A 26,428-nucleotide genomic window follows, 5' to 3' on the forward strand; every position below is an offset into this window, starting at 1 on the left:
TCAGGCCGGGGGTTTCACGCTGGGGGTTCAGGCTGGAGGGCCTCGCGCGTCAGGGAGTAGTAGATCTCGTCGGAGCGGGTGCCGTCCGGGTTGGGCAGACGGCCGCTGAGCCGGCCCTCGGCGCGGAAGCCCGCCTTGGCGGCCACCCGGCCCGAGGCCTCATTGCCCACCTTGTGGCCGAGCTCGAGGCGGGCGAGTCCCGTCTCCTCGAGCGCCCACCGCGACACGAGTCGCAGGGCCCGGGTCGTGAGGCCGCGACCCCGGAAGGCCGGGAGCACGCCGTAGCCGATGAGCCCGGTGCCGGGCGGGCCCATCCGCAGGACGCCGATGACGCCCGCACCCTCACCGGAGGCGACGTCGACGACGACGAACCGTGCCGCCCGCCCGCGGCGCCACTCGAGCGCGGCCGAGGCCGCCCGGCGTCGCGCCTCGTCGTCGGTCAGTGGCCGGCCCGCGAAGTCCCAGCGCAGCGACTCGTCGTTGTTGTGCTCGTCCCGCACCGTCTCCCAGTCGGCGGTGGTCATCGGCCGCAGCGTGACGACGCCGTCGGTCAGCGGCTCCGTCTGCGGGAAGGGGGTCGGGCCGGGGCCGGTCGGCGCGTCCGCGGGTGGCCGGAGTAGGTAGGTGTCCATGACCCAGCCGTGGCGCTCGCGGGCCTCCGCACGGACGCGGCGCACCTCGTCGACGACGTCGGCGAGCCGTCCGTGCACGAGCAGCTCGTCAGGCGTGCCGAGGTAGGCGCCCCACCAGAGCTCGAGGTCGGGGAACGCGCCCGCGAGCTCGGCGCACGCGAGGTGCCCGTCGAGCATGACGACGACGTCGCCGAGCGAGGGGTCGTACTCGTCGAGGAGCCGCCGACCCGTCGTGATGTGGATCGGCGCGCCGATGCGGTTGAGCGGGATGCGGTGGCGCGCGGCGAGCAGCTGCGGCGCGCTGATCCCGGCGATGACGTCGTGCGCGACGGTGACCCCCGCTGCCGCGTACCGCTGGACGAGGGCGTCGACGACGCGGATCGTCGAGTCGTAGAAGGCCGGGTCGCCCCACACGAGGAAGCCGACCGTGGTCTCGCCCTCGTCCAGCCCGTCGATGACGTCGGCGTACGCGTCCACCCGCGCCGCGTGCCAGTCGCGCACCCCGCGGTCGTATGCCGTCGCGTCGCGTCCGGCGTCCGGCCCCCGTCGCGGGTCGGTGACCTCGACGACGCGGTACGCGTGCTCGGAGGGGATGAGCGCGTCGCACACCGCCTGCCGGGCGGCGACGAGATCGGACTTCGCGTCGCCCTTGTCGGCGACGAGGAAGACGTCGACGGTGCCCAGGGCGCCGGCCGCCTCGCCGGTCACGTGGCCCGGGTCGCCCATGCCGATCCCGATGACCCGGATGCGCTCGATCATGCCGTGGCTCCCATCCGGGTGAAGGAGAGGAGGGCGTCGATGTCGACGTGCTCCTCGAGGGCGTCGGCCAAGGTGTCGAGCATCCGCTCGCGTCGCGCCGCGAAGCCCGGGGCGTCGTCGTGGGGCTGCCACCGTGACCCCGCCGCGAGGGCGACCTGCGCGAGCCAGGCTCGACGGAAGTCGTCGCTCTCGAAGGCGCCGTGCCACATGGTGCCCCACACCTGCTCGACGTTCCAGCCGTCGAGGAAGCCCTGCGCTGCAGGCGACTCCACGGTCGCAGGATGCCCGTCGGGCAGCCGTCGGGCGATGCCGTGGTGGATCTCGTAGGCCGTGTTGACGGCGTGGCGGCCCCACGACCCCGCGGGGCGCGCCAGCACCTTCGACTCGCCGAACTCGACCCGCACGGGCAGGTGCCCGAGCCCGGGCACGACCCCGACGCGGCCCTCGACGTCGTCCTCGATCTCGTGACCGAGCATCTGGTAGCCACCGCACACGCCGAGCACCGGACGTCCGGCGGCGACGCGTCGGCCGACGACCTCGGCGAGGCCGCGCTCGCGCAGCCACTCGAGATCGCTTGCCGTCGAACGGGATCCGGGCAGGACGAGCAGGTCGGCGGCCTCGGCGACGGTCGGGTCGATCGTCACGAGGACGTCGACGCCGGGCTCGGCAGCGAGCGCGTCGACGTCGGTGGCGTTCGAGATGCGGGGCAGCCGGATGACAGCCACCTTGAGCCGGTCGCGTGACGTGGCGGACAGGGCGGTCGAGGCCCGCCAGTGCCCGACCTCGAGGGTGTCCTCGCTGTCGAGCCACACGTCGAGCAGCCACGGGATGACGCCGTGGAACGGCACGCCCGTGCGGTCCGTGATCGCGTCCAGACCGGGCTCCAGCACGGACACGTCCCCGCGGAACTTGTTGATGACGAAGGACTTGAGCAGCGCGCGGTCGTCCTCGTCGAGCAGGGCCCACGTGCCGTAGAGCGAGGCGAGGATGCCGCCGCGGTCGATGTCACCGACGACGACGACCGGCAGGCCGAACTCGCGGGCCAGGCCCATGTTGACGTAGTCGCCCGAGCGGAGGTTGATCTCGGCGGGGGAGCCGGCGCCCTCGCAGACGACGAGCTCGAACGCGTCGGCGAGCTCGCGGTAGGCCGCGAACGCGGCGTCGGCCAGGTGGGCCCGCCCGGCGGCATACTGCCCCGCCTCGAGCGTCCCGGCGGGTTCGCCCCGCACGACGATGAAGGAGCGGCGGTCCGTGCCCGGCTTGAGCAGGACGGGATTCATCGCCGTGGTCGGCTCGACCCGCGCCGCGACGGCCTGGAGCCACTGCGCCCGGCCGATCTCGCCTCCGTCGAGGCAGACCATCGAGTTGTTCGACATGTTCTGCGCCTTGAACGGGGCGACCCGCACGCCACGGCGCACGAGGGCGCGGCACAGACCCGCGACGATGACGGACTTGCCGGCGTCGGACGACGTGCCGGCGACGAGGAGACCGGAGGGGTTGGGCGTGGGCACCCGACCATCCTGCCGGACGACCCCGCCGGACCCCGACGGGTCCTACGCTGCGGAGATGGCGGCGACCTTCGACCAGGCGAATATGTTCCAGCGCGGGCTCCGCCGGTTCTCGGCGAGCGCGCCGGGCTCGTGGTTCTTCAAGCGGGTCCTGCACCACCTGGACCTCCTCGGCCACCGCGTCGCACCGAGGCGCCGCGCTGTGAGCGCCGTGCTCGCCGGCATCCCGGTCGGCCTGCTCACGACCACGGGCGCGAGGTCGGGCGAGCCTCGCACCGTGCCGCTGCTCGCCGTGCCGCTCGACGACGGGTGGGGCCTCATCGCTTCGCGCTTCGGCTCCGAGCGGCCGCCCGCGTGGTACTTCAACCTCCGGGCCCACCCGCGTGCGACGTTCGAGGTCGATGGCGTCACGCACGCGGTGCGGGCCGTGCAGCTCGTGGGTCCGGACCGTGAGCGGGTGCGCTCCGCGGCGCTCGCGATCTACCCCGGGTACGCCGTCTATGAGGAGCGTGCGGGTGGCCGCGATCTCGGCTTCTTCGTGCTCCGCCCCGAGGACGCAGGACACCCCGAGCACGACTGAACGTGCCCGGGGTGCGGTCCTCTGCTCTGTCCACGCCCCGTGTGGTCAGGCCACTCGGGGCCCGCTGGTCACTCGGGGTCGCCGTCGGCGAGCAGGCGGTAGAGCTTGCGTCGGGTCTCGGTGAGGATCTCCGCCGCCTCCGCCCGCTGCTGGGAGGTGCCGGTCGTGACGACCTGCCACATCCCGCCCATGACCTGGCCGACGAGCGGCATGAGGTCGTTGGCGCCGCCGGAGGGCCGGGGAGCCTCCTCCTCGGACGACTCCTCGAAGGGACGCCAGGTGGCGGCCATCTCGTCGGCGTTCTCCTCGACGTAGGCGCGACCCGCGTCGGTGAGGCGCAGCAGTCGCCGGCCCTCGACGTCGCGGCCCTCGACGAGGCCTTCGTCCTCGAGCTGCTGGACGGTCGGGTAGACCGAGCCGGGGCTCGGCTTCCACGCGCCGTTCGTGCGCTCGGAGATCTGCTGGATGAGCTGGTAGCCGTTCATCTCGTCGCCCGCGAGGACGTCGAGGATGGCGGCGCGGACGTCGCCGCGTCGGGCGCGGGGTCCGCGGCGTCCGCCGAACTCGGAGCCGAAGCCGGGTCCGCCGAAGTGGCGGACGAGGTCAGCGACCCACGGGGGCGGGCCGGGGCGGCCACGGCCGCCGGGGCCGGGTCCTCCGGGACCGCCCCAGGGACCACGGCCGGGTCCGAAGCCGGGGCCGTTGCCCTGGCCTCCCCAGCCGCCGCCCCAGTTGCCGTCCCAGCCGGACTCGCGTCGATGGTGGTGGTGTCCGTGCATGGTGGTTCTCCTTCTACGAACGCGACTCACGAACAGTCGCGATAGGTCGACGATATATCGCGACTGTTCGTCGTGCAAGCATCTGTCCGAGACCTGCGCGAGTGGGTACGGGCGAGGCGGGTGCAGGAGCGCCCGCAGCGCGGCCCCCCGGCTTCCGCCGTATCCAGGCCTCTACGGCATCCGCTAGATGTCTGGATACGGACGAATCAGCAGGTCAGCGCCACGGGAAAAACTCGCACCTCATTGAGGTACGGCGCTGGTTTCGTTAGCGTTCAACGACGGGGGCATGCGAATCGCCCGTGAGGAGGACTTGACGTGGCGAGCACACAGGGGAGCGGCTCGGCGTCCCACACCGATGTGGACGCCCGACGAGCCAACGCGATCGCGAGGAGATCCATGAGCAACGTCCCGGCCGTTCCGCTGGGCGAGAAGCGCACGGTCCGCATCCAGTGGGCGCCGTCCGCGGCTCCTCGGATCCGCAAGGAGCTCGTCGAGGACCTCCTGGCCCGCGAGGTCTCGCCGGAGGTCATCGACGAGGCCGAGATCGTCGTCAGCGAGCTCGTCGCCAACGCCATCCGCCACGCAAAACCCCTCTCCGACGGTGCGATCCGCATCCACTGGAAGGTCAAGAACAACGTCGTCGAGGTCGAGGTCTCCGACGGCGGGGGTCCGACCGTCCCGCGCCCCGCCCCGCCGACCATGTGGGCTCCTGGCGGCCGGGGTCTGCGCATCGTCCGCTCCCTCGCCCACGAGTGGGGAGTCATCGAGGAGGCCCACGGCCGCACGGTCTGGGCCTCGCTCGGCGGTCCCTCGCGCCGCCGCTCGCACTGAGCCGAGAGCAGTCCGCGCCGTGTCCCTTCCCGACCCGGCGCTCGTCGTCCTCGTCGGGGCCTCCGGCTCGGGCAAGTCGACGTGGGCAGCCTCGCGCTACCGCGTTGCCGAGGTCGTCTCGTCCGACGCGCTGCGCGCCGTCGTCGGCAGCGGTGAGCACGACCTCGACGCGTCGACCGATGCCTTCGCGCTGCTCGAGCAGGTCGTCGCCGCCCGCCTCGGTCGCCGCCTGACGACCGTCATCGACACGCTCGGCACCGACGCCACCCGGCGCCGCGCCTGGCGGGACGCCGCTCGGGCCGTGGGACTCCCGACCGTCGCCGTCGCCCTCGACACGCCTGCGGGCGTATGCCGTTCGCGCAACGCGGCCCGCGACCGCCCGGTCCCGGCCCGCGTCCTCACGAGCCAGCTCGCGTCGGTCGCGGCCACGGTCGACCTGCTCGAGGCCGAGGGTTGGCAGGTCGTCCGCGTCGCACCGGACCACGAGCTGATCGAGCCGGGCGGAGGGGTCGACGCCGCGGCGGCCACACCCGGCCAGCGGTCGACGTCGCCCGTCGAATCGACGAGTCTGCGCGGCGTCGTGCTGCAGCTCTCGCGCTTCCCGGCCGAGGGTGACCTGCTCGCCTGGCTCCGCGAGATGGCCGCCGCCGCCGAGGAGGCCGGGCTCGCTGGCCTCGCCCTCATGGACCACCTCATCCAGATCCCGCAGGTCGGCCGGGCGTGGGACCCGATCCCGGAGCCGTGGGTGACCCTCGGCGCCCTCGCCGCCTCGACGACCCGTCTCCAGCTCGGCACCCTCGTCACGCCGGTGACCTTCCGGGCCCCGGGCGTCACTGCCAAGGCCGCGGCGACGCTGTCGGCGCTGACGGGCGGGAGGGCGTTCGTCGGTGTCGGCGCGGGCTGGTGGGAACGCGAGCATGCGGCATACGGTCTCGGGTTCCCTTCTGCGCGAGCGCGACTCGACGCCCTGGAAGTGGGCATCGAGACGATGAAGGCCCTCTGGGCTCCCGGCACGAAGCCGTATGCCGGACAGCGGGTCTCGCTGCCCGAGACGACGTCCTACCCTCGGCCGGTCGGCGAGATCCCGGTCATCGTGGGCGGTGGCGGCGACCGGACGCTCCGCATCGCGGCCCGGCTCGGCGACGGCTGCAACGTGCCCTCCGACGAGGTCGGTCTCGCCAAGATGGTGCGCTACCTCGCGCTCGTGGGGCAGGCTGGTCGGGACCCAAGATCGGTGCACGCGACGGTGCTCGACCTCCCGCTCGTCGGTCGGGACCGAGACGACGTCTGGGCCCGTGTCGAGCGACACCGTGGTCGCGCGGCCGCAGCGACCTTCGCCGCGCGGCACCACGCGGGCACCGCGACGGAGCACGCGACCCGTCTCGCGGGGCTTGCCGACCTCGGGGTCACCACCGCCTTCGTCGCACCGGTGGGGCTCGACGGGCCGGACGACGTGCGGGCTCTCGCCCCGCTCGCGACCGCGTTCGGCTGACCGGGCCCCGGCCACTAGGGTGGCGCGCATGGGTAAGGCATCACGTCGACCGCGCAGCGAGCGCGCAGACCGTTCCGCACGTCCGCTTCCGGCCCCGTTCGTGGCCCGCCCCTTCGAGGGCCTGCCCAACGAGACCGACTGGGTCGCGATGCGCGAGATCGTCCCGGCCGCGACCGCCACGGTGCGCTTCGCGAAGGGCAAGGCGCCCGAGGACGCGCCCGACGAGGTGACGATCGCGACGGTGCTCCCCCTGGCGTGGCCGGGCCTGCACCGCGAGAACGGCGAGGTGCTCGTCGGCATCCAGTCCGGCAACGCGAGCGGCGACACGAGCCGCGACATCGCCCAGGCGATCGCCCTCGCGTCGGTCGCCGAGGCCGGGTCGCCCGTGACGACGCTGCCCGTGTCGATGGCCGACACCCCGCGCCTGCAGGACATCCTCGACACCGACGCGGCCTTCGAGATGGAGCTGCACGAGGGCTTCGACTTCTGGGTCGCCGACGCCGACCTCGACGCCGACGGCAAGGAGTCGCTCGACCGCGCCAACGAGTCGGCCATCCCGACCGTCAAGCTCGACGCCGCGCCGTCCGCCTTCTGGTGCCGCATCGGCGAGCGCACCTACGTCCGCTGGGTGCTGCCCTTCGACGAGGACACCGCGACCGGCGCCCTGGCGCGCCTGCACGCCGCCGGCGAGAGCCACCTCGGCGAGGACGGCCGCCTGCTCGGCTGCTTCCGCTCGAGCGGGCTACTCATCCCGGTGTGGGAGGTCGACCCCGCCTCGACCGCCGCCGACTTCGAGGACGCCGTCGCGGCCATGAGGACGAAGATCGACGCGGGGGCCGCCTCGACCGAGCCGCTCACCGCGGCCGAGCGCGGCGCCAAGGCCGGCCTCACCAACCGCCAGGTCACCCTCCGCTGAGTGGACGCCCGACGATGACGACTCCGCCGCCGTCCGTCGCCGTCGTCATCCCGGCCAAGGACGAGTCGGTACGGATCGCCGAGACGATCCGTGGCGTGCGCACCATCCCCGGGGTCTCGGCGGTCGTCGTCGTCGACGACGGGTCGACCGACGGCACCGCCGTCATCGCGGCCCGCGAGGGCGCCGAGGTCGTGCGCCACGTGCGCAACCACGGCAAGGCCGACGCGATGATGAGCGGCCTCGGTCGCGTGTCGGGGCTGCGTCGCGTCGGCCGTCTCGACGCCGGCACGTCGGTCCTCTTCGTCGACGCCGACCTCGAGGCGTCGGCCCAGGCCGTGGGCGCCCTCGTCGGCCCCGTCTCGCGCGGCGAGGCCGACCTCACGATCGCCACCCTCCCCGAGCAGCAGGGCAGCGCCGGCGGGCACGGCCTCGTCGTCGGCCTCGCCCGCCGCGGGATCGAGGAACTGACCGGCTGGTCGCCCGTGCAGCCGCTGTCGGGCATGCGCTGCCTCTCGCCGGCCGCGATCGCCGCGGCGACACCCTTCGCCCGCGGATGGGGCGTCGAGGTCGGCATGACCGTCGACGTGCTCGACGCCGGCCTGACCATCCTCGAGGTGCCGTGCGACCTCCAGCACCGGGTCACCGGCACCGACTGGCGCTCGCAGGTGCACCGGGCCGCGCAGTACCGCGACGTCGCGCTCGCGCTCGGCGTCCGTCGGCTGCGTCGCCGCCTCGGCCCCGGCTGACGACCACCACCCCGGCCGCCTGAGTGCCTGCGCGGCGCGCGACTGCCCCGCGACGTCACGACCGGCACGGCATACCTCGTCGGTCGTATACACCGAGAGCAGTCGGCCTGACGGAGGGCACCCGTCCGCGGCTCAGGGGCGCGCATCCTCCCGGGCGGCGTAGAGGTCGCTGCGCGTCAGCACCGAACGGGTCGTGACGACGTCCTCGACGAGGGTGATCCGCCGCCCGGCCACGTCGGCCCCCTCGGCGAGCCGGCGTGTGCCGCTCGTCAGATGTGGTGGCGGTCGCGGCGTCTGCGCACGGGGGCGTTGCGCGCCTCGATGGACAGGAAGTGCATGACCGCCGACACGACGAGCGGCACGGTGAAGATCGCCGCGACGGGTGGGATCGCGGCGCCCGAGTCGTTGGTGAGGAAGCCGATGACGGCCATGACGATGACCGAGAGCAGGCCGCGTCGCATGAGCGGGGCCTCCTCGAGCAGGCGGCGGAGCGGCTCGGTGCCGAGGATGCCGGGGCGCAGCACGATCATGACGACGACCACCAGGAGTGCGACGACGACGAGGAGCAGCACCGGCAGGTGCACGGCGAGGGAGACGTTGGCCCACAGCTTGCGCGACATGACGTCCCAGGCACCGCCGTCGATGACGGTCTGGAGGAAGCGCCCCGGGTGCGAGCGTTCCGACTCCGGCCGGCGCCAGTCGAGGTAGCAGACGAGCCCGACGACGAGGCCCGCGACGACCAGGACGAGCGACACGTTGCGCACCGACGTGCGCCAGCCCATGACGCCCATGAGGAGGAAGCCGAGGGCCGGCACGAGCGCGATCGGCCCACCGAAGTCGGCACCCCAGGCGGGGAGCACGTCGACGGCCAGCGCCACGCCCCCGATGACGACGACCGCGAAGACCGCGAGCCTCGGGGAGTCGCGCCGCACGAGCGCGTGCGCGATGGCGGCGCACAGCAGCAGGACGGCGGCGGCATACAACGCGAAGGCGACGTTGCCCATGCCGTAGAAGCGGCCTCCGACGAGCGGCTGGAGTCCGAAGATCGACGAGATCTGCAGGTGTGAACCCGTCAGCAGGTCGATGCCGATGACGCCCGCCGTGATGGCAGACATCGCGGCCAGCGGGCCGAGGGCGGAGCTGCTCCACGGGCCCTGCAGGCACGCGAGGGTCAGTACGGAGCTGATCGCGAGCACGAGGACGAGGAGCACCGCCACGAGCACGACGGTGTTCGTCGACCACCGCCACCACGGGACGAGGTTGGCGAGGAAGGTCGCGGCGGGCATCGCGGCCGAGACGAGCCCGACGAGGCGCACGAGGCGCAGCACCCGCGCGCGGGTGAAGCGGCGGTTCCACGGGCGGGCCCGGCGCATGACGAGCCACAGCACGAGCATCGCCAGGGCCGTGCCCACGAGCCAGATGAGCAGGAACGGCGCGACGACGTCGTGCATCGCGTCGGCCTTGGTGTCGATGTCGGTGAGCACCGTCAGCTTGGCCGCGGCTGTCGACTCGCTGTTGTTGGCCGACGGCACGACGCTGAGCGCCCGGCCGCCGATGGCGGCCTGCGGCTCCACGCCGCCGCGCTGGAGGATCGTGGCCGTGATGTCGGAGAGCTGTGCGATGCCGACCATGCGCGTCGAGGCCGACGCGAGCAGCCCCGGGGCGTAGTGCGGTCCGCTCGCCGTGAGCAGCCGCAGACGCTCCTGCTGGTCACGGTCGGCCAGGCCGGCGACGACGAGGTCGGCACCGTTGGGCATGGCGTCCATGACGAGCTCGATGCGCCGCTCGATGCCGTTGATCTTCTCGAGGTGCCGCGTCGGGTCGGGGTCGGTCGAGCTGATGCCACCGACGTCGACGATGCTGACCGGGCACTGCGCCAGGTCGGACACGAGGGTCGTCGCCTGGAAGGGGGAGTACTTCGCGACCTTGCCGTCGGACGTCGCGGCGGCGAGGCCGGCGCCCGGGCCGACGGCCTGGATGCACGTCTTGGCCGCCGCGAAGCTGTCGCCGAGCAGTCCCAGCTGGGCCCGGAACTCCGCCTCGCGCGACGCCGTCGCGAGGGCGTCGAAACCGATGACGCGGTAGCCGGTCGTCGCGTCACCCGCGACGGGCGGCAGCGGCGTGCACTGCGGCCGGGACTCGGTCGTGTCCGGCCCGGCTGCCTCGCCGGCCGAGACCGTGGCCCAGCCGTCGGTCGGACAGGTCGTCAGCCGCAGGCTCTTGACCGACACCGACGCGGCCGAGCCGTCACGGAGCAGGCCCCAGAGGATGGGGGTGTCCTCGGCCGAGACGTCGTCCCATGAGAGGCCGCCGAGCCCCACGACGACGAGCGACTCGCCCGGTTTCGGCTGCGAGGTGGGCGGCACGGGGACGGTGGTGCGGTTGACGTACGCGAGCGTGAGCGCAGCCACCATCACCAGGAGCAGGACGACGAGCGTCTTGACGGGGTGGCGGCGGATCACGGGGGACAGACTACAAACCGAGCCTGTCCGCGGAGGGCGAGGTCACGGGCTGGAATCGAAGGGCTCCGGACGACCGGCGCGGCTACCCTTGCCGATCGTGGACGCCTCGACGCTGACGACCCTGGCCATCGCCGCCGTCGCCGTCGCGCTGCTCGCCCTCGCGCTCGCCGTCGGGGCCCAGCTGCGGCTCTCCAGGGTCCGGCGCGACTTCGCCGCCCTGGACGACGACGGCCAGACCGACATCGCACGCGTGGCCGCCACCCAGAACCACCGCATCGACCGGCTCACGGCCGAGCTGACCCGCCTGCGCGAGCAGGTGACGAGCGCCGAGGACGACGTGCGCCAGAGCCTGCGCAACGTCGCCGTCGTGCGGTACGACGCCTTCGGTGACATGGGCGGGCGGCTCTCCTTCTCGGCCGCCATCGTCGACGACTTCGGGGACGGCATCGTCATCAGCTCGATCCACGCCCGCGGCGAGTCCCGCACGTATGCCAAGGGCATCGTCGGCGGGAAGTCGAGCATCACCCTGACCCCCGAGGAGCAGCAGGCGCTCGCCTCGGCGACCCGCCTGCCCGACCGGACGAAGGACGCGTCGTGACGCCACCGCCCCGCACCCCGGACCAGCTGCACCGCTTCGGCTACCTCGGACCGCGCGGCACGTTCACCCAGATGGCGCTCGACGCCTGGGACGCCGCCGAGGGCCGCGACCACCTGCCGTTCGGCTCGGTCGACGCTGCGCTCTCGGCGCTGCGGGCCGGTGACATCGACGCCGCGATGGTCCCGATCGAGAACTCCGTCGAGGGCGGCGTCTCGGCGACCCTCGACTCGCTCGCGACGGGCGAGCCTCTCGTCGTCATCGGCGAGGTGCTCGTCCCCATCACCTTCGTCCTCTGCGCCCGGCCGGGTGTGCCGCTCGACGCGGTCCGCACGGTCGGCACCCACTCGCACGCCTGGGCCCAGGTGCGCGGCTGGATGGGGCAGCACCTCCCCGAGGCGGAGTACGTCCCGACGCTGTCGACGGCCGCGAGCGCCGCCGCGCTCGGGCAGCCGGGCGACGTCATGTTCGACGCCGGTGTCTGCGCGCCCGTCGCGGCCCGCAACGAGGGGCTCACGATCCTGGCCGAGGACATCGGCGACAACGCGTCCGCCGTGACGCGCTTCGTCCTCGTCGCGCGACCGGGCACGCTGCCCGAGCCCACGGGCGCCGACAAGACGACGGTCGTGCTCTTCCAGCGCGACGACCACGCCGGCGGCCTGCTCGAGCTGCTGGAGCAGTTCGCGGTCCGCGGCGTCAACATGACCCGCCTCGAGTCGCGGCCCACGGGCGAGGCCATGGGCTCGTACTGCTTCTCCATCGACTTCGAGGGCCACGTCCTCGACGCGCGCGTCGGCGAGACCCTCATGGGCCTGCGGCGGGTGTGCGCCGAGGTGCGGTTCCTCGGGTCCTACCCGCGCGCCGACGGCGGTCGCCCCGACGCGCGGCCCGGCACGTCCGACGACGACTTCGACCGTGCGAGGACCTGGCTCGACGACCTGCGCGCCTGACCGGCCTCCTCGGGCGGTGCGGCCGGTTCGGCGTCAGCCGATCGTCGCGCCCATCTTGAGCAGGAAGAGCGTCTCGTCGCCCACGACGCCGTCGTCCCCGATGCGGTTGGCCTCCTGGAAGCGCTTGACGACCTTCTTCGTCTCGGCCCCGAAGTCGCCGTCGACGGTGATCCTGCCGCCCGCGGCCCGCAGCGCCCGCTGGAGCGTCACGACGTCGGCGCCCTTCGAGCCGACCTTCAGCGTGCCGTCCCCGAGGGAGCGCGAGATGACCAGCACCCACATGCCGGCGTCGATGCGGCCCGGCTTGGGCGCCGGCCCCTCGAAGGTCGACTCGACCTTGGTCACCGCTGCGCGGGTCTGGGCTCCGTAGACGCCGTCGACCGCGACCGGGCCGTAGTCGGCGTCGTTGAGGAAGCACTGGAGCGCCCGCACCGCCGGTGCCTTCGCGCCGGGCTCGAGCACGGGGTATGCCGGCAGGGTCCGCTCGCAGGCGCCCGCGACGCTGCCCGGGTCGGTCGGCGTCGGAGCCGGTGTCGTCGGCGTCGTCGCCGTCGCGCTGGGCGTGGCGGATGGGCGCGGGGTGGGCTTCGTCGGGGTGAGCGGGTCGGCTGTCACCGTCGGGATCGGCTCGGTGGACCCGGGCTGGACGGTCCCCGTCGCCGTGGCCGTCACCGTGGGCGACTCGACGGCGGACGTCGTCTGCGGCGTCGTGCCGCTGCAGGCCGCGAGCGCCAGGCCGAGCACGACCATCGTTGCCGCGGAGGCGAACCCGCCCCGCCGACCGTGATTGTTCCGAACGCCTGACATGCCCTGCACCCTGACTCCCCTGAGCTCACGTCGTGCGGTCCCTGACGTCCGCACACGTTCGAGAAGTATGCGCCGCCGGGAGGGAGCGCGCGAGCCCGACGCGCGGCGACGGCATACGTGGGCCGTGCCCGTCCGAGGCGTCCATGCTGAGGCAGGGGAGGGGGCGCCGGTGCTGCCAGGCCCGGCGCCCCACGGACGGGACCGCCCCCTGGAAGTCCCGAACCCCTGTGCAGGTCACCGGGCCAGCTGCCCCTCCGCAGCGCCCCGTTGCAGCCCGGTGACCGTTCCCCCTGACCTCCCAGAGTCGTCCCGTACGGGCTTGATACGTCTCCGGACGAAAAAGTTCGGAAGGCCCGATGTATCAGGAAACCGAGTACGGACACTCAGTCGGGTGTAAGGGTCTTTCCAACACCATCCGCCCCTCAGGAGGTTGTCGATGTCAGAGTCGGGTCCCGACGCCCCACAGGGAGCGACCGGCGAGAACGCGACCGGTGGCGCCCGCCGCCCCGAACGTCCGCCCGTCCGCGCCCTCGACCCGGCCACGGCGATGCGCCTGACCGACGGTCGCCCGCCGCTTCCCGCCCTCTACCTCGCCGACCGCCTCCTCGTGCGCAACGAGGGTGGCAGGACCCGTGGCCTCGACGACCTCGGTGAGGCGCTCGCGAAGCTCGACCTCGACTACACGGTGACGCCGCGGCAGGACGGCGGCACCCGCGACCTCGACCAGCCCGGATGGGGCACGAGCATCACGATCCGGCCGACCCGGTCGCCCATCGAGCCCGTCGACGCGTGGAGCGTGCTCCAGCGGCTCCGCCAGGAGAACGAACCGATCGCCGAACGCCTGAGCCTCGAGCACGTGCTGCGCCCGGCCGACGGCTACTGGGGCGGCGTCGGAGGCTACTGGGGTGGCGTGGGCGGTTACTGGGGTGGCGTCGGGGGCTACTGGGGTGGCGTGGGTGGCTACTGGGGCGGTGTGTCGAACGCCGTCCAGGAGTATGCCGTCCCCGGACGCGGCGGCCGGATGCCGGTCGCGCTCGCACTGCCCGACCCGCGCCTGAGGGCGCGGACGCTCGAACGCAGCCCCGTCGTGGTCGTGCCCGACACAGCCATCGCCGGGCACCCGTGGTTCAAGGACGACTCCGGCATCGTGCGGCTCGAGCTCAAGGAGGGCCGACTCGTCCCGCTGCTCACCGGACCCCCGGTCGATCCTCCGATCTCCGTCCCTGCACCTGCCGAGCCGGTCGGGCTGCTCCAGGGGCATGCGACCTTCATCGCGGGCCTGCTCCGGCAGGGCTGCCCCGAGGCCACGATCGTCTCGATCCCCGTCATGGGCGACGACGGCGTCGTCGACGAGAGCTACCTGCTCGACGTGCTCCAGGCACTGCTCGACCGGCACGTGCACGGTCAGCAGCACGACGCGTCGGAGGTCGTCGACGTGCTCAACCTGTCGATGGGCTACTACGCCGAGGACCGCACGTACACCTCCGGCCCGGTCGCCGACCTGCTCGACCGGTTCGCCGAGCACGGTGTCCTCGTCGTCGCGGGCGTCGGCAACGACGGCACCGACGCTCCCTTCGTGCCCGCGGCGCTCGCCGCCGAGCCGCCCGCGCGGATCACGGCCAAGTCGGTGCCTCCGCTCGCGAGCGTCGGGGCGAGCAATCCCGACGGCGTCACCGTCGCCCTCTTCTCCAACAACCTGCCCGTCGTCAGCGCGGTGCGCGCCGGAGTCTCGGTCGTCAGCACCCTGCCGCTCACCAACGGCATGGGCCAGCCGTCGTCGCAGGTCTCGGCCGACGGCACGGTGCGCTGCACGGTCGACCCCGACGACTACACCGGTGGCTTCGGCGTCTGGAGCGGCACGTCCTTCTCCACCCCGGTCTTCGCGGCAGAGCTCGCGGCGGCCCTCATCGACGAGGGCGGCCTGACCGACGTCTCGTCGCCCGTGATGCGCAAGCGCGCCATCCGCGCGCTGCGCTCCTGCATCGGAAGGGCGCGATCATGACGCCGACCCCCACCGCCCCCGACGGACTCGGGACCCTCGCCGGCAAGGCGTTCGCCGCCTACCGCGCGGGGGAGCGCGAGCGGCTCTCCGAGCTCGTCGACCTCGTGACCCCGGTCCTCTGGAACGCCGCGCGTTCCCAGGGCGGGGCGCCGGCGACGTGCGAGGACGCCATCCAGACGGCGTTCCTCCAGCTCGTCGACCGGGCCGACTCGATCAACGAGCCGGCCGCGGTGCTCGGCTGGCTCGTCGTCGTCGTCAAGCGCGAGGTCTGGCGGCTGGCCCGCGGCGCCCGCCGCGAGTTCGGTGTCGAGGAGGTGCCGGAGGCCCCGGCGCAGCAGCTCGACCCGGAGGCGCAGTCGATCCTCTCCGAGCGCCAGCGCGTGCTGTGGAAGCACGTCTCGACCCTCTCACCGCGGTGCCAGGAGCTGCTCCGGGTCATCGCCTTCGCCGACCGCCCCGACTACGCCGCCATCGCGGAGTCGCTGGGGATGCCGGTCGGCAGCATCGGCCCGACCCGTGGCCGCTGCCTCCAGAAGCTGAGGACGACCCTCGGCACCGACCCCGGATGGGCGGTCTGACATGACATCTCACACTGACGCCATCGATGCCCGCGACATCGCCAACCTGCACCACGTGCGTGACCTCTTCGGGCACGCCGACCCCGTCCCGAGCGACCTCGCCGAGCGGATCAAGTTCGCGATCACGGTCCACGCCCTGCACGCCGAGGTCGCCGAGCTCATGGACTCGGCCCTGCTGACGACGCGGGGCGCCGACGCCAAGGTCGAGCCGACACCGACCGACTCGGTGACCTTCACGGCCGCCTCGGTGAGTCTCATGGTCTCGTCCGGCCCCGCGGACTCCGACGACACGGACGACGCCGACGACCGTGTGCGCGTCGACGGCTGGGTCACGACACCGGGTGCGCAGATCGAAGCCGTGACGACCGAAGGCAGCTCGACGGTGATTTCGGATGCGAACGGGCGCTTCGTTCTGGATGATCTACCCCATGGGCCGGTGCACTTCGTCGTCACCGACCCGGGCAACGCGGACATGCGACCGGTCATCACCCCCACCATCCAGATCTGACGATCCGGACTGACGTGGTGACCGGCCCCTGAGGAGAGGCCGGGCGGGAGCCATCGATCTGCTCGAGAGTGCACGCACGCTGCGCGAGCAGGGTGCCGCGGACAACATGGCCGGCAGGCCGGTCGACGCGGCGCGCTCGCTGACGGCGGCTCTCGACGAGATCGAGCGCGTGGCGGGCGCCGCGCCCTCGCGGGACCGGCTCGAGCTGCGGTGCAAGACGCTCGTCACGCTCGCCCTGACGGAGTTCATGCTGTCGGGGGTGGAGGCCGCCCTGGCCCGGCTCTCCGAGGCCGAGGTGCTCGTCGAGGAGCTCGGCGACGACGCGCTCCGGGCGCGGCTCGACTACCAGCGCGCCAACATCCACGGCCGCGTCGGTGACCTCGCCTCGGCGTGGGACGGGCTCGAGGGGGCGGTGCGCCGCCTCGACGCCTTCACCGAGCGCGAGCAGTGCTCGGTGCACCTGAGCCGCGGCATGCTCGCCTTCGAGCTGCTCCGGCCGCAGGAGGCGCTCGAGTCCTTCGCCGAGGCGGCGCGCCTCGCGCACGACCTCGGTGGCGTGGCCCAGGAGTTCATGGCCCGCCACAACGAGGGGTATGCCGCCTACCTCCTCGGTGACATCCCGCGGTCGCTCGCCGGCATGGCGCTCGCCGAGGAGCTCGAGTCCGACGTCTTCACCGGCCCCGCGCGCCTCGACCGCGCCCAGGTGCTGCTCGAGGCGGGGCTCGTCAAGGAGGCCGTCGAGGCGCTGCACGGTGGCCTCGACGCGCTGGAGGGCGAGGGCCACGACCAGATGCGGGCCGAGTTCGAGCTCGCCCTGGCACGCGCCCACCGGCTCCTCGGCCACCTCGACCTGGCAGCCTCGGCCGCGGCATCGGCTCGCGAGACGTACGCCCGCATCGGGGCCACCGCGTGGGCGGCCAAGGCGATGCTCGTCGGGCTGCTCGTCGAGCTGGACCGCCAGCGGCGCACCCGCCGTGGTCGCGAGCGGGACGGGCAGCCGGACGGGCTGCCGGACGGGCCCGTGGGTGGCGCGGATGCCACGGTGGCGCTTGCCGCGGCGGCAGCCGCGACCGCCGACGAGCTGACCGACACGGCGACCGAGTTGGGCGACTCCGAGCTCGCCGACAGCGCGCGCGTCGTCGCCGCGCAGGCGCTGCTGCTCGCCGGTGACCCGGCGGGGGCCAACACGAGGCTGCTCAGCCTCGAGCGGGTCTCGACCGGATCGCTCTCCGACGAGCTCGACGCCGCGGTCGTCACCGCGATGACGCTCGTCGCGACCGGTGACCTGGCGCCCGCCCGACGCATCCTCGCTCGGGCCTCCCGTCGCCTCGCGGCCGGTCAGGAGGGCAGTGCCAGCCTCGACCTGCGCACGGCCCGTGCGGTCCACGGGGCCCGGCTCTCCGAGCTCGACCTCGAGCTCGCGGTGCCGCGGGGCAGCGGCGCGGTGCTCGAGGCCCTCGAGCGGTGGCGCAGCGCGACCGACCGTCTGCCGTCGCTCGGACGACCGGACGACGAGCAGCTCGCGCGGCTCACCGAGCAGCTGCGCGCCGTCCGGGGCCACCTGCGCGGCGAGGGCGACCCGGAGCAGGCACGGGAGCTGCACGACCACGCGTCGCGCCTCGAGCGCCAGATCCGCGACCGCGACTGGGCCCTGAGCCGCAGCGGCGGTGCCTCCCGCGCGGTGCCCGTGCGCGTCCGGGAGGCCCGTGAGCACCTGGGCCGCGTCGACCGCGACCTCGTGTGGTTCTTCCGGCATCGTGGCCGCATCGGCGCGGTCGGGGTCGTCGGCGGCCGTGCGACGCTGCGTGACCTCATGCCGGCCGACCGTGCCGCCGAGCTCGCGCAACGCATCCGCGTCGACCTGCGGGCCGCGGCGACGCACCACCTCGGTCCGCTCGCCGGTGCCGTCTGGTCGTCGCTGCGTGCGAGTGCCACCGAGCTGGACGACGGACTGCTCCGGCCGTGGCGCACCGACCGCGGCCTCGTCGTCGTGACGTGCCCCGAGCTGTCGGCTCTCCCGTGGGCGCTCCTGCCGTCGATGACGGGACGGCCGTTCACGGTCGCCCTGTCGCTGACGTCGTTCACCCGTCGGGCCTCGTCGCGTGACGAGGCCCCCGGCCCGGCACCGGTCCACGTCAGCGTCGGCCCGTCGGTGCCCCGCGCGTCGGGTGAGGGTCGCGCCATCGTCGGCACGTGGGGCGACATCGCCAGCCTCGCCGAGCCGTCACGGCGAGCCGAGCTCGTCGGGGCGCTCGCCCGCCCGGGTGTCGTGCACGTCGCCGCCCACGGCACCCACCAGGTCGAGTCACCGCTCTTCTCCTCGCTCGTGCTGCACGACGGACCCGTCTTCGCGCACGAGCTGCAGCCCACCGGCGTGCGCGCCGACCACGTCGTGCTGTCGGCGTGCGAGGTCGGGCTCACCTCACCCCGCCCCGGTCACGAGTCCCTCGGCCTCGCCCTGTCGCTGCTCTCGCTCGGGGCGCGCTCGGTCGTCGCGGCCGTGGCGCCGGTGCCCGACGACGTCGCAGCGACGACGATGACGCGCCACCACGAGCTGCTCGCCTCCGGCGTCCCGAGCGACGAGGCCCTGGCCCGCTCGGTCGCCGAGACGGACGACGTCGCGGCCGCCTTCCTCAACCTCGGCGGCCAGCACCGCCCCTGACCCCGCCACCGATTTCCCGCCGAACGCCGCGTTCGGTCCGGGCTGGGCGCGTCAGGCGGCCTTGCGGCGCGCCCTGACCTCGCGACGCTTGCGCAGCGCCATGGCGAGGGCGATCTTGCGGGCGTCGATCGACAGCTCGCGGAGCATGCCGGAGATCGGGTTGGTGTAGCCGGTGAACCACAGACCCTTCGCGCCCCGGGCGGTCCGTCCGCCCCGTTCGACCGGCCGGCCCTTCGCGTCGAGCACCCCGAGGTGCCCGATGAGGGGCTCGAGCCCTTGGCTGTAGCCGGTCGCCAGCACGACGAGGTCGGGCGTCAGGCGCGTGCCGTCGGCGAGCACGACGGTGTCGCCGTCGAACTCGCGCAGCGCGGCCACCGGCTCGACGGCGCCCCGCTGGATCGCGTCGATGATGCCGACGTCCTGCACCGGGATCGCGTTGTCGCGCTCGACCCGGGTCAGCAGGCCGGTGTCGGGACGCGGCAGCCCCTGCGCCGACAGGTCAGGGGTCTGCAGGCGACCGACGATCGGCGCCACCTTGTCGACGAAGGCCGTGGGCAGGTGCCGCACGGCGATGCCGGTGTACTGCGCGGCATACGGCCCCGTGTTGCGGCGCAGGATGTGCGGCACCGTGCGCACGGCCAGGCGCACGCACGCGGCACCGTGCTCGACGAGGTCGACGGCGAGCTCGGTGCCGGTGTTGCCCGTGCCCACGACGAGGACGTCCTTGCCGGCGTGGGCCGACCCGTTGCGGTAGTCCCGCGCCAGCACGACCTCACCGGAATAGCCCTGCAGGCCGGGCACGTCCGGCTCGCGAGCCGTGTGGTTGAAGCCCGTGGCCACGACGGCGTACGGCGCCGTGAGGGTCGTCCCGTCCGCGAGCGTGAGCGTCCACGACTCACCGTCCGCGGATCGGTCGACCCGGTTCACCTCGGTGCCGAGGCGCACGTCGAGCCGGTGGTGGGCGGCATACAGCTCGAGGTAGCGCACGACGTCGTCGCGCGCGACCCAGCGGCCCATCTCCTTCGGGATCGGGAAGCCCGGAAGGCCGGAGAGCTCACGCGGTGTGTGCAGGTGCAGCCGGTCGTAGTGGCTGCGCCACGACGTGCCGACGCCGGTGCTCCGCTCGAGGACGACGCCGTGCAGGCCACGGGCCTTGAGGGCGGCGGCGACGGCCAGACCGCCCGGGCCGGCACCGATGATGTACGCGTCGACCGGGACGCTGCGCTGGGTCACCGGCCCAACGTAGCCGCCCACCCTCGACAGTTCTCGGCAAACCCTGCCCCGATCCGAACGGTGGGCAGCATGCTGGAGCGGTGACCCCTCAGTCGGGTCCGACTCCTCCCGAGGAGTCGGGCGCCGCCCCGAACATGTTCACGCGGGAGCGGATCGGCGAGGGCGGCGCTGCCCGCGTCGCGACCCTCGTCGCGCTCCTCGACGCGCAGGAGCAGCAGCCCGCGGTCCGGCGCCTGCGGGCGTGGGCGTTCGAGGCGCTGGCGCCGGAGCCGGGTGAGTCGGTCGTCGACGTCGGGGCAGGGCTCGGCACGGAGCTGCGACGCCTCGCCGAGGCCGTCGCACCGAACGGACGCGCGGTCGGTGTCGAGCCCAACCCCGGCCTGCGCGAGGAGGCGTCGCGGCGTGCGGCCCTGCTCGGGTCGGCCGCGACGTTCATCGACGGCGACGCCGCCGACCTGCCCTTCGCCGACGGTGCCGTGCACGTGCTGCGCTGCGAGCGCGTCTTCCAGCACCTCGCCGACCCGCAGGCCGCGGCCCACGAGCTCGCCCGGGTGCTCGCGCCCGGTGGACGAGCCGCCGTCCTCGACAGCGACTGGGGCACCGTCATCAGCCACCCCGGCGACCCCGACCTCGTGCGCCGTTACACCGAGGCCAACTGGCGACGGATGCCCAACCCGTTCGCGGCGCGACACCTGCCCAACCAGCTCCGGGCCGCCGGGCTTCTCGTCGACCACGACATCGGCTCGGCCGCGCTGGTCATGCCGCCGCGCGCGCTGCTCGGCAGCGGCGTGGTCCACCGGAACGCCGACGCGGCGGTCGAGGAGGGCGCGCTGACCCGCGAGGAGGCCGACCGGCTCCTCGCCGACGTCATGGCCGCGGCGCGGGCCGGCACGGCCTTCTTCTCCGTGACGATGTTCGGGGTCATCGGTCGCAAACCCGGCTGACCGGTCGCAGCCGGGACGCCGGGCACGTCACCGCCGGGCCGCGGGCTCCTCGGCCCCGACGTGCTCCTCGAGCCAGGCCGTCAGCGGTCGCACGGCCCGCCACGTGTCCCGGACCTCGGTGAGGGTCCGCTCCGTCGACAGCCACGCCGGCGCGCCGAAGTCGCGGGAGACCATCAGCTCCTTGTGGCGCAGCGTCGCGATGCGGGGGTGGTCGGCGGCATACCCCCTCGGGCTGGTCTTGACCTGCTCACCCATCAGCTCGAAGTCCTTGCCGCGCAACGTCTCGAGGATGGTCTCGAGCCCGAGCCCGCTCGACGGGGCGTCGACGGCTGCCCGAAACCGGGCGGTCTGCGCCGGGCTCACCGTCCGGAAGCCGCCGCCCGCGCGAAGACCGTCGGCGCTGACCTGGACGTAGTAGCCGAGCACCGTGCCGGAGCCCACGAGCGCGCCCTGGTGGGTCTTGTAGGGGGACTTGTCGGCGCTGAAGCGCACGTCGCGGTTCGGTCGGAACAGCTTGGCCGGGCCGAACTCGTCCTCGAGACCGTCGAGCAGGGCGAGCATCGGCTCGCGCACGTCGCGCTCGTAGACGTCCTTGTGGGCGAGCCACCAGTCCCGTGAGTTCACGTCCTCGAGCTCGGCGTAGAAGGACAGGGCGCCGGGAGGGAAGCCGGAGAAGGCCGGGGAGGAGGGCTCAGGCGTGCTCATGTGGCGACTCTGACACCGGGACCGGGTTGTTAGGCAAGGCTTACCTGTGCTTTCCTGATTTCCGTCACGTCGCCGTGGCGTAATTGCTGAGAACAACCTGAGAGAAGGCACCCGTGCTCGCGAGCAACGCGCTCATCGGACTCCGAGAAGGACTCGAGGCGGCCCTCGTGGTCGTCATCCTCGTGGCCTTCCTCGTCAAGACCGATCGCCGCTGGGCCCTGCGTCACGTCTGGACCGGGGTCGGCGTCGCCGTCGCCCTGTCGGTCGCCCTCGGCGCCCTGCTCACCTACGGCACGAAGCAGCTGACCTTCGAGGCCCAGGAGCTCATCGGCGGCAGCGCCTCGATCATCGCGGTCGTCTTCGTGACCTTCATGGTCTTCTGGATGAAGTCCGCCTCGCGGACCATCTCGGGCGAGCTCAAGGGCAAGCTCGACCGGGCCCTCGACATGGGCCCGCTCGCGATCGCCCTCGTCGCCTTCCTCGGCGTCGGGCGCGAGGGCCTCGAGACGGCGATCTTCTTCTACGCCACGACCGAGGCCGCCGGCCAGGGCAACAACCAGCCGCTCATCGGCTGGGTCATCGGTCTCGGTGGCGCCGTCGTCCTCGGCTGGCTCATCTACCGGGGTGCGGTCAAGATCAACCTCGCGAAGTTCTTCCGCTACACCGGCATCCTGCTCGTCCTCGTCGCGGCCGGCATCCTCGCCTACGGCATCCACGACCTCCAGGAGGCCGGCTTCCTGCCCGGCCTGACCACGCTCGCCTTCGACGTCAGCGCCACCGTCGACCCGGGCAGCTGGTACGCCACCCTGCTCAAGGGCATCTTCAACTTCACGCCCGCGACGACCGTGCTCCAGGCCATCGCCTGGGTGCTCTACGTCGGCGTCGTCCTCACCCTCTTCCTGCGCCCGGCCCGCCCGACGCAGCAGGCCCCGGCCCAGCCGGCCCCGGCCGCGACCCCGACGAGCGACGCACGTCCGACGGTCGCCGCCTGACCGGTCGGCTCCCGACGCGCCCGTCCGGCCCGCCCCTTCGCACTCACACCGAAGCCCTCCAGGAGAACCACCATGCCCCGCCCTGCCCTGCGTCCCGCCGCCCGCGCCGTGCGCACCGCCGTGCCCGTCGCCCTGTCCCTCGCCGCGGCCCTCGCCCTGACCGGCTGCGCCGACAAGCCGACCGCCACGGCCGGCTCGACCGCGGCCGGGGGCGCCGGCGGGCCGATCACCGTCAGCGCGACCGACACGGCGTGCACGCTGAGTGCCACGACGGCCAGGGCCGGCACCGTGACCTTCCAGGTCACGAACTCGGGCACCAAGGTCAACGAGTTCTACCTCTACGCCGAGGGCGACCGCATCGTCTCCGAGGTCGAGAACATCACGCCCGGCCTGAGCCGCGAGCTCAAGGTCGAGATCACCGAGCCCGGCACGTTCACGACCTCGTGCAAGCCCGGCATGGTCGGCGACGGCATCCGCGGCGCGTTCACCGTGACGGGCACCGCCGCGAAGGGCAGCGCCGACTCCAAGGTCGCCAAGGCCATCGCCGACTACAAGGCCTTCGTCGCGTCCGAGGCCGACGAGTTCGTCGACGCCACCGAGGAGTTCGTGGCCGCCGTCAAGGCCGGTGACGTCGCGAAGGCAAAGTCGCTCTACGCCGAGGCGCGACACCCGTGGGAGGCCATCGAGCCGGTCGCCGAGAGCTTCGGCGACCTCGACCCGAAGATCGACGGCCGTGAGGACGTCATCGCCGACGGCATGGCGTTCACCGGCTACCACCGCCTCGAGAAGGACCTCTGGAAGGACGGCCTCCAGAAGGACTCCAGCGCGATCGCCGACCAGCTGCTCGCCGACGTCACCGAGATCGCCGCGAAGAGCAAGACCGTCGAGCCGACCGCCCTGTCGATCGCGGGCGGCGCCAAGGCGCTGCTCGACGAGGTCGCGACGGGCAAGATCACCGGCGAGGAGGAGCGCTACTCGCACACCGACCTCTGGGACTTCGACGGCAACCTCGAGGGCTCGCGCCAGGCGCTCGACGTGCTGCGCCCCGTCATCCTCGAGCGCGACCCTGCCCTGCAGCAGGCTCTCGACGCCGACTTCAAGGAGTTGTCGAGCCTGCTCGCCAAGCACAAGACCGGCGCCGACTACGTGAGATACACCGCGCTCACCGAGGCCGACATCAAGGAGCTGACCGTCTCGCTCGACGCCCTCTCCGAGCAGGTGTCCAAGGTCCCGGGCGTCGTGGAGGCCACGTGAGCGACGACGGACTCAGCCGCCGTCGGCTCCTCGGCGCCTCGGGCACGGCTGCCGTCGCCGGCGTCGTGGCCGGCGCCGGGACCGCGTATGCCGTCTCGCGCGGTGACGACGTCAGCGCGACAGGTGCCTCGACTTCCACGACCACGCCCGCCCTCGCGCTCGATGCCGCCATCCCCTTCCGCGGCGAGCACCAGGCCGGCATCGTCACGCCCGCGCAGGATCGCCTCCACTTCGTCGCGCTCGACGTCGTGACGAAGGACCGCGAGCAGCTGCGCCAGCTCCTCGAGGACTGGACCCGTGCGGCCGAGCGCATGACGGCCGGAGCCGAGGCAGCACCGGGCGGACTCGTCGGTGGCGGTCCCAACCGGGCCCCGGAGGACACCGGCGAGGCCTACGGCCTCCCGGCATCGGGGCTGACGATCACGATCGGCTACGGCCCGTCCCTCTTCGACGACCGGTTCGGCCTCGCCCCGAAGCGCCCGGCCGCGCTCCAGGACCTCCCCGCCTTCACCGGCGACCAGCTCGACCCGCGTCGCACGGGCGGGGACCTCTGCATCCAGGCGTGCGCCAACGACCCGCAGGTCGCGGTCCACGCCGTGCGCAACCTCGTGCGCATCGGCTTCGGTGTCGTGGCCGTGCGCTGGTCGCAGCTCGGCTTCGGCCGCACGTCCTCGACGTCGACCGCGCAGGCCACGCCGCGCAACATGTTCGGTTTCAAGGACGGCACCAACAACGTCAAGGCCGAGGAGCCCGAGGGCCTCGCGCAGCACGTGTGGGTCGCGCCGGACGACGAGACCGGCGGCGGCGCGTGGATGGCCGGCGGCTCCTACCTCGTCGCGCGCCGCATCCGCATGCACATCGAGGTCTGGGACCGGACGAGCCTGCAGGAGCAGGAGGACATCATCGGTCGGGACAAGAAGGAGGGGGCGCCGCTCGGCCAGGCGAAGGAGTTCGACACGCTCGACTTCGCGAAGAAGGGCCCCGACGGCCAGCCGGCGATCCCCGTCCACGCCCACGTGCGCCTCGCGCACGAGAGCCAGCTCGGCGGCATACGCATCCTGCGGCGCGGCTACAACTTCACCGACGGCTCCGACGGCGTCGGCCACCTCGACGCGGGCCTCTTCTTCCTCGCCTACATGCGCGACCCGGAGAAGCAGTTCGTGCCGATGCAGCGGGCGCTGGCCAAGGCCGACGTGCTCAACGAGTACATCGAGCACAACGGCTCGGCCGTCTTCGCCTGCCCGCCCGGTCTGAAGGACGGGCAGCACTGGGGCCAGGCGCTCTTCGCCTGACGCGGCCCCCGAGCCCTACTGGCTGACGCGCACCGTGAGGCAGCCGGGGCGCACCGTCGCGCTGACCTCCGTGGCCTCGCCGATGACGTCACCGTCGATCTGGACGGGCACGGGCCGGTCGGTGCGCACGCGGATCTCCTTGCACGCCTTGTGGTCCAGGGTCGGGTGACCCTTGCGCTGCCTCGTCGCCACCCGCGTCGCCACGGGCACCCAGCCGACGACCCCGCGCGGCGACGCGATGACGGCGTCGAGCTGCCCGTCGTCGACCCGCGCGTTCGGCATGAGCACGAGGCCGCCGAGCAGGCGTCCGCAGTTGCCGATGACGACCATCCTCGCGCGGCGGCGGAACTCGAGGTCGTCGTCGACCTTGACCGCGATGCGGAACTCGGGCGAGACGAGGTGCTTGAGGCCCGAGACCATGTAGGCGGGCCAGCCGACCTTGGCCTTGAGGTTCTCGTTGGTGCCGGCCATGATCTGTGCGTCCATGCCGACGCCGCTCATGACGAGGAAGTAGTGCGTCTCGGGGTCGACCGGCTCGTCGGTGTCCTCGCCCGTCGCGCCCGCGGCCGCACCCAGGACGAGCTCGCCCACGTCGATGCGCCGGTTGCGACCCGTCAGCGCCACCGCCACGGCGGCCTCGAGGGCGACGGGCAGGTCGAGGTTGCGCGCGAGCAGGTTGCCGGTACCGGCTGGCAGGATGCCGAGGGCCGTCTCGGTGCCGACGAGGGCGGTGGCGACGTTGCGCACGGTGCCGTCGCCGCCGAGCGTGCACACGAGGTCGACGCCGTCGCGGACGGCCTGCGCGGCCTGCCCCTGACCGGGGTCCTCGACGGTCGTCTCGTAGAAGTGCGGCTCGCCCCAGCCGTTCGCGAGGCACGTGGCGGTGATCCGCCCGCGCACCGCGGGCAGGTCGGTGAACTTCGTCGGGTTGATGACGATCCCGGCCCGCTTGAGGGGGGCGGGGCTCTCGTCGCCGCTGCGGAAGTGGTCGCGCGGCGGGCGGGGACGCCGGCGAAGCGTCGCGGTCGCCTCAGGGGCGACGCGGGTCAGGACGACTCCTCCGATGACCAGCGCCAGCACGACGAGGCCGGCGACGATCCACGGCAGGTAGTCCTTGAGCACGAAGACATACGGTATCCCCCGCACGGTGGACTCCCGAACTGCCGCTCACCGGTGGGCGGCACGGCCCTAGGCTGGGCGC

Annotated in this window: 23 protein-coding genes; 15 read left to right on the forward strand and 8 right to left on the reverse strand. The window is 73.2% G+C overall.

The window, feature by feature from the left end; translation table 11 throughout:
* Nucleotides 1-14: 14 nt before the first annotated feature.
* Complete coding sequence (gene cobF, locus H283_RS28430; RefSeq protein ID WP_020143604.1) at nt 15-1,391, reverse strand: precorrin-6A synthase (deacetylating); 1,377 nt, start codon at nt 1,389-1,391, stop codon at nt 15-17.
* A complete protein-coding gene (locus tag H283_RS0111155) occupies nt 1,388-2,902 on the reverse strand; it encodes a cobyric acid synthase (protein ID WP_020143605.1) in 1,515 nt (504 codons plus the stop codon). Before H283_RS0111155 ends, cobF begins: the two co-directional genes overlap by 4 nt.
* A gap of 55 nt (nt 2,903-2,957) precedes the next feature.
* Here H283_RS0111155 and H283_RS24815 point away from each other — a divergent pair, with 55 nt between their 5' ends.
* Complete coding sequence (locus tag H283_RS24815; RefSeq protein WP_020143606.1) at nt 2,958-3,479, forward strand: nitroreductase family deazaflavin-dependent oxidoreductase; 522 nt, start codon at nt 2,958-2,960, stop codon at nt 3,477-3,479.
* Nucleotides 3,480-3,547: 68 nt separating this feature from the next.
* Here H283_RS24815 and H283_RS0111165 read toward each other — a convergent pair whose 3' ends face one another.
* Nucleotides 3,548-4,258, reverse strand: coding sequence for a PadR family transcriptional regulator (locus H283_RS0111165; protein WP_020143607.1), 711 nt, complete (start codon nt 4,256-4,258; stop codon nt 3,548-3,550).
* Nucleotides 4,259-4,654: 396 nt separating this feature from the next.
* On the opposite strand from H283_RS0111165, the gene H283_RS0111170 reads away from it, so the two are divergent.
* The 4 genes from H283_RS0111170 to H283_RS0111185 all read left to right on the forward strand — a co-directional run bounded on the left by H283_RS0111170 (nt 4,655) and on the right by H283_RS0111185 (nt 8,243).
* Nucleotides 4,655-5,089, forward strand: coding sequence for an ATP-binding protein (locus tag H283_RS0111170; protein WP_020143608.1), 435 nt, complete (start codon nt 4,655-4,657; stop codon nt 5,087-5,089).
* Between the two features lie 19 nt (nt 5,090-5,108).
* Nucleotides 5,109-6,581 carry an LLM class flavin-dependent oxidoreductase gene (locus H283_RS0111175; protein ID WP_020143609.1) on the forward strand — a complete coding sequence of 491 codons (1,473 nt, stop codon included), beginning with the start codon at nt 5,109-5,111 and terminating at the stop codon, nt 6,579-6,581.
* 100 nt (nt 6,582-6,681) lie between these two features.
* Complete coding sequence (locus H283_RS0111180) at nt 6,682-7,497, forward strand: DUF5926 family protein (RefSeq protein WP_020143610.1); 816 nt, start codon at nt 6,682-6,684, stop codon at nt 7,495-7,497.
* 14 nt (nt 7,498-7,511) lie between these two features.
* Complete coding sequence (locus H283_RS0111185) at nt 7,512-8,243, forward strand: glycosyltransferase (protein WP_020143611.1); 732 nt, start codon at nt 7,512-7,514, stop codon at nt 8,241-8,243.
* Nucleotides 8,244-8,512: 269 nt separating this feature from the next.
* Here the strand turns inward: H283_RS0111185 and H283_RS0111195 are convergent, their stop codons facing one another.
* Nucleotides 8,513-10,705 carry a hypothetical protein gene (locus H283_RS0111195; protein WP_051103609.1) on the reverse strand — a complete coding sequence of 731 codons (2,193 nt, stop codon included), beginning with the start codon at nt 10,703-10,705 and terminating at the stop codon, nt 8,513-8,515.
* Between the two features lie 97 nt (nt 10,706-10,802).
* Here H283_RS0111195 and H283_RS0111200 point away from each other — a divergent pair, with 97 nt between their 5' ends.
* Complete coding sequence (locus H283_RS0111200) at nt 10,803-11,303, forward strand: DUF4446 family protein (protein WP_020143613.1); 501 nt, start codon at nt 10,803-10,805, stop codon at nt 11,301-11,303.
* The gene (gene pheA / locus H283_RS0111205; protein WP_020143614.1) at nt 11,300-12,250 is read left to right on the forward strand and encodes a prephenate dehydratase; all 951 of its coding nucleotides are present in this window, start codon (nt 11,300-11,302) and stop codon (nt 12,248-12,250) included. Before H283_RS0111200 ends, pheA begins: the two co-directional genes overlap by 4 nt.
* A 33-nt stretch (nt 12,251-12,283) precedes the next feature.
* Here pheA and H283_RS0111210 read toward each other — a convergent pair whose 3' ends face one another.
* Nucleotides 12,284-13,057: a peptidoglycan-binding protein gene (locus tag H283_RS0111210; RefSeq protein ID WP_156023131.1), complete on the reverse strand. Its 774-nt coding sequence runs from the start codon at nt 13,055-13,057 to the stop codon at nt 12,284-12,286.
* A gap of 436 nt (nt 13,058-13,493) precedes the next feature.
* On the opposite strand from H283_RS0111210, the gene H283_RS0111215 reads away from it, so the two are divergent.
* From H283_RS0111215 to H283_RS0111230, 4 genes are all read left to right on the forward strand, one after another.
* Nucleotides 13,494-15,059 (forward strand): S8/S53 family peptidase, encoded by a 1,566-nt coding sequence (locus tag H283_RS0111215; RefSeq protein WP_028785520.1) that lies wholly within the window; start codon nt 13,494-13,496, stop codon nt 15,057-15,059.
* Nucleotides 15,056-15,637, forward strand: coding sequence for an RNA polymerase sigma factor (locus tag H283_RS0111220; protein WP_020143616.1), 582 nt, complete (start codon nt 15,056-15,058; stop codon nt 15,635-15,637). Before H283_RS0111215 ends, H283_RS0111220 begins: the two co-directional genes overlap by 4 nt.
* A gap of 1 nt (nt 15,638) precedes the next feature.
* The gene (locus tag H283_RS26640) at nt 15,639-16,145 is read left to right on the forward strand and encodes a carboxypeptidase-like regulatory domain-containing protein (protein ID WP_020143617.1); all 507 of its coding nucleotides are present in this window, start codon (nt 15,639-15,641) and stop codon (nt 16,143-16,145) included.
* Between the two features lie 106 nt (nt 16,146-16,251).
* A complete protein-coding gene (locus H283_RS0111230; RefSeq protein ID WP_020143618.1) occupies nt 16,252-18,807 on the forward strand; it encodes a CHAT domain-containing protein in 2,556 nt (851 codons plus the stop codon).
* Between the two features lie 51 nt (nt 18,808-18,858).
* Here H283_RS0111230 and H283_RS0111235 read toward each other — a convergent pair whose 3' ends face one another.
* Nucleotides 18,859-20,040, reverse strand: a complete 1,182-nt coding sequence (locus H283_RS0111235; protein WP_020143619.1) for an NAD(P)/FAD-dependent oxidoreductase — start codon at nt 20,038-20,040, stop codon at nt 18,859-18,861.
* Between the two features lie 80 nt (nt 20,041-20,120).
* Here H283_RS0111235 and H283_RS0111240 point away from each other — a divergent pair, with 80 nt between their 5' ends.
* The gene (locus tag H283_RS0111240) at nt 20,121-20,984 is read left to right on the forward strand and encodes a methyltransferase domain-containing protein (protein ID WP_156023133.1); all 864 of its coding nucleotides are present in this window, start codon (nt 20,121-20,123) and stop codon (nt 20,982-20,984) included.
* Nucleotides 20,985-21,011: 27 nt separating this feature from the next.
* Here H283_RS0111240 and H283_RS0111245 read toward each other — a convergent pair whose 3' ends face one another.
* On the reverse strand, nt 21,012-21,689 hold the full coding sequence (locus H283_RS0111245; RefSeq protein ID WP_020143621.1) for a DUF2461 domain-containing protein: 678 nt from the start codon (nt 21,687-21,689) through the stop codon (nt 21,012-21,014).
* Between the two features lie 113 nt (nt 21,690-21,802).
* On the opposite strand from H283_RS0111245, the gene efeU reads away from it, so the two are divergent.
* From efeU to efeB, 3 genes are all read left to right on the forward strand, one after another.
* Nucleotides 21,803-22,681 (forward strand): iron uptake transporter permease EfeU, encoded by an 879-nt coding sequence (gene efeU, locus H283_RS0111250; RefSeq protein ID WP_020143622.1) that lies wholly within the window; start codon nt 21,803-21,805, stop codon nt 22,679-22,681.
* 72 nt (nt 22,682-22,753) lie between these two features.
* On the forward strand, nt 22,754-23,935 hold the full coding sequence (gene efeO, locus H283_RS0111255; RefSeq protein ID WP_020143623.1) for an iron uptake system protein EfeO: 1,182 nt from the start codon (nt 22,754-22,756) through the stop codon (nt 23,933-23,935).
* Nucleotides 23,932-25,227 (forward strand): iron uptake transporter deferrochelatase/peroxidase subunit, encoded by a 1,296-nt coding sequence (gene efeB, locus H283_RS0111260; protein WP_020143624.1) that lies wholly within the window; start codon nt 23,932-23,934, stop codon nt 25,225-25,227. The genes efeO and efeB overlap by 4 nt, the downstream gene beginning before the upstream one ends.
* A 15-nt stretch (nt 25,228-25,242) precedes the next feature.
* Here efeB and H283_RS0111265 read toward each other — a convergent pair whose 3' ends face one another.
* Nucleotides 25,243-26,349: a diacylglycerol kinase family protein gene (locus H283_RS0111265; protein WP_020143625.1), complete on the reverse strand. Its 1,107-nt coding sequence runs from the start codon at nt 26,347-26,349 to the stop codon at nt 25,243-25,245.
* Nucleotides 26,350-26,428 lie beyond the last annotated feature (79 nt).

Origin of the sequence: Terracoccus sp. 273MFTsu3.1 (assembly GCF_000383675.1) — a bacterium.
GTDB lineage: Bacteria > Actinomycetota > Actinomycetes > Actinomycetales > Dermatophilaceae > Terrabacter.

Bases quoted from the DNA above. Each gene is read 5' to 3' on its own strand.
- H283_RS0111210 (WP_156023131.1), bottom strand. From the start codon at position 13,057: ATGTCAGGCGTTCGGAACAATCACGGTCGGCGGGGCGGGTTCGCCTCC.
- H283_RS0111165 (WP_020143607.1), bottom strand. From the start codon at position 4,258: ATGCACGGACACCACCACCATCGACGCGAGTCCGGCTGGGACGGCAAC.
- H283_RS0111185 (WP_020143611.1), top strand. From the start codon at position 7,512: ATGACGACTCCGCCGCCGTCCGTCGCCGTCGTCATCCCGGCCAAGGAC.
- H283_RS0111245 (WP_020143621.1), bottom strand. From the start codon at position 21,689: ATGAGCACGCCTGAGCCCTCCTCCCCGGCCTTCTCCGGCTTCCCTCCC.
- H283_RS0111230 (WP_020143618.1), top strand. From the start codon at position 16,252: ATGGCCGGCAGGCCGGTCGACGCGGCGCGCTCGCTGACGGCGGCTCTC.
- H283_RS0111220 (WP_020143616.1), top strand. From the start codon at position 15,056: ATGACGCCGACCCCCACCGCCCCCGACGGACTCGGGACCCTCGCCGGC.
- H283_RS0111170 (WP_020143608.1), top strand. From the start codon at position 4,655: ATGAGCAACGTCCCGGCCGTTCCGCTGGGCGAGAAGCGCACGGTCCGC.
- H283_RS24815 (WP_020143606.1), top strand. From the start codon at position 2,958: ATGGCGGCGACCTTCGACCAGGCGAATATGTTCCAGCGCGGGCTCCGC.
- cobF (WP_020143604.1), bottom strand. From the start codon at position 1,391: ATGATCGAGCGCATCCGGGTCATCGGGATCGGCATGGGCGACCCGGGC.
- H283_RS26640 (WP_020143617.1), top strand. From the start codon at position 15,639: ATGACATCTCACACTGACGCCATCGATGCCCGCGACATCGCCAACCTG.
- efeO (WP_020143623.1), top strand. From the start codon at position 22,754: ATGCCCCGCCCTGCCCTGCGTCCCGCCGCCCGCGCCGTGCGCACCGCC.
- H283_RS0111215 (WP_028785520.1), top strand. From the start codon at position 13,494: ATGTCAGAGTCGGGTCCCGACGCCCCACAGGGAGCGACCGGCGAGAAC.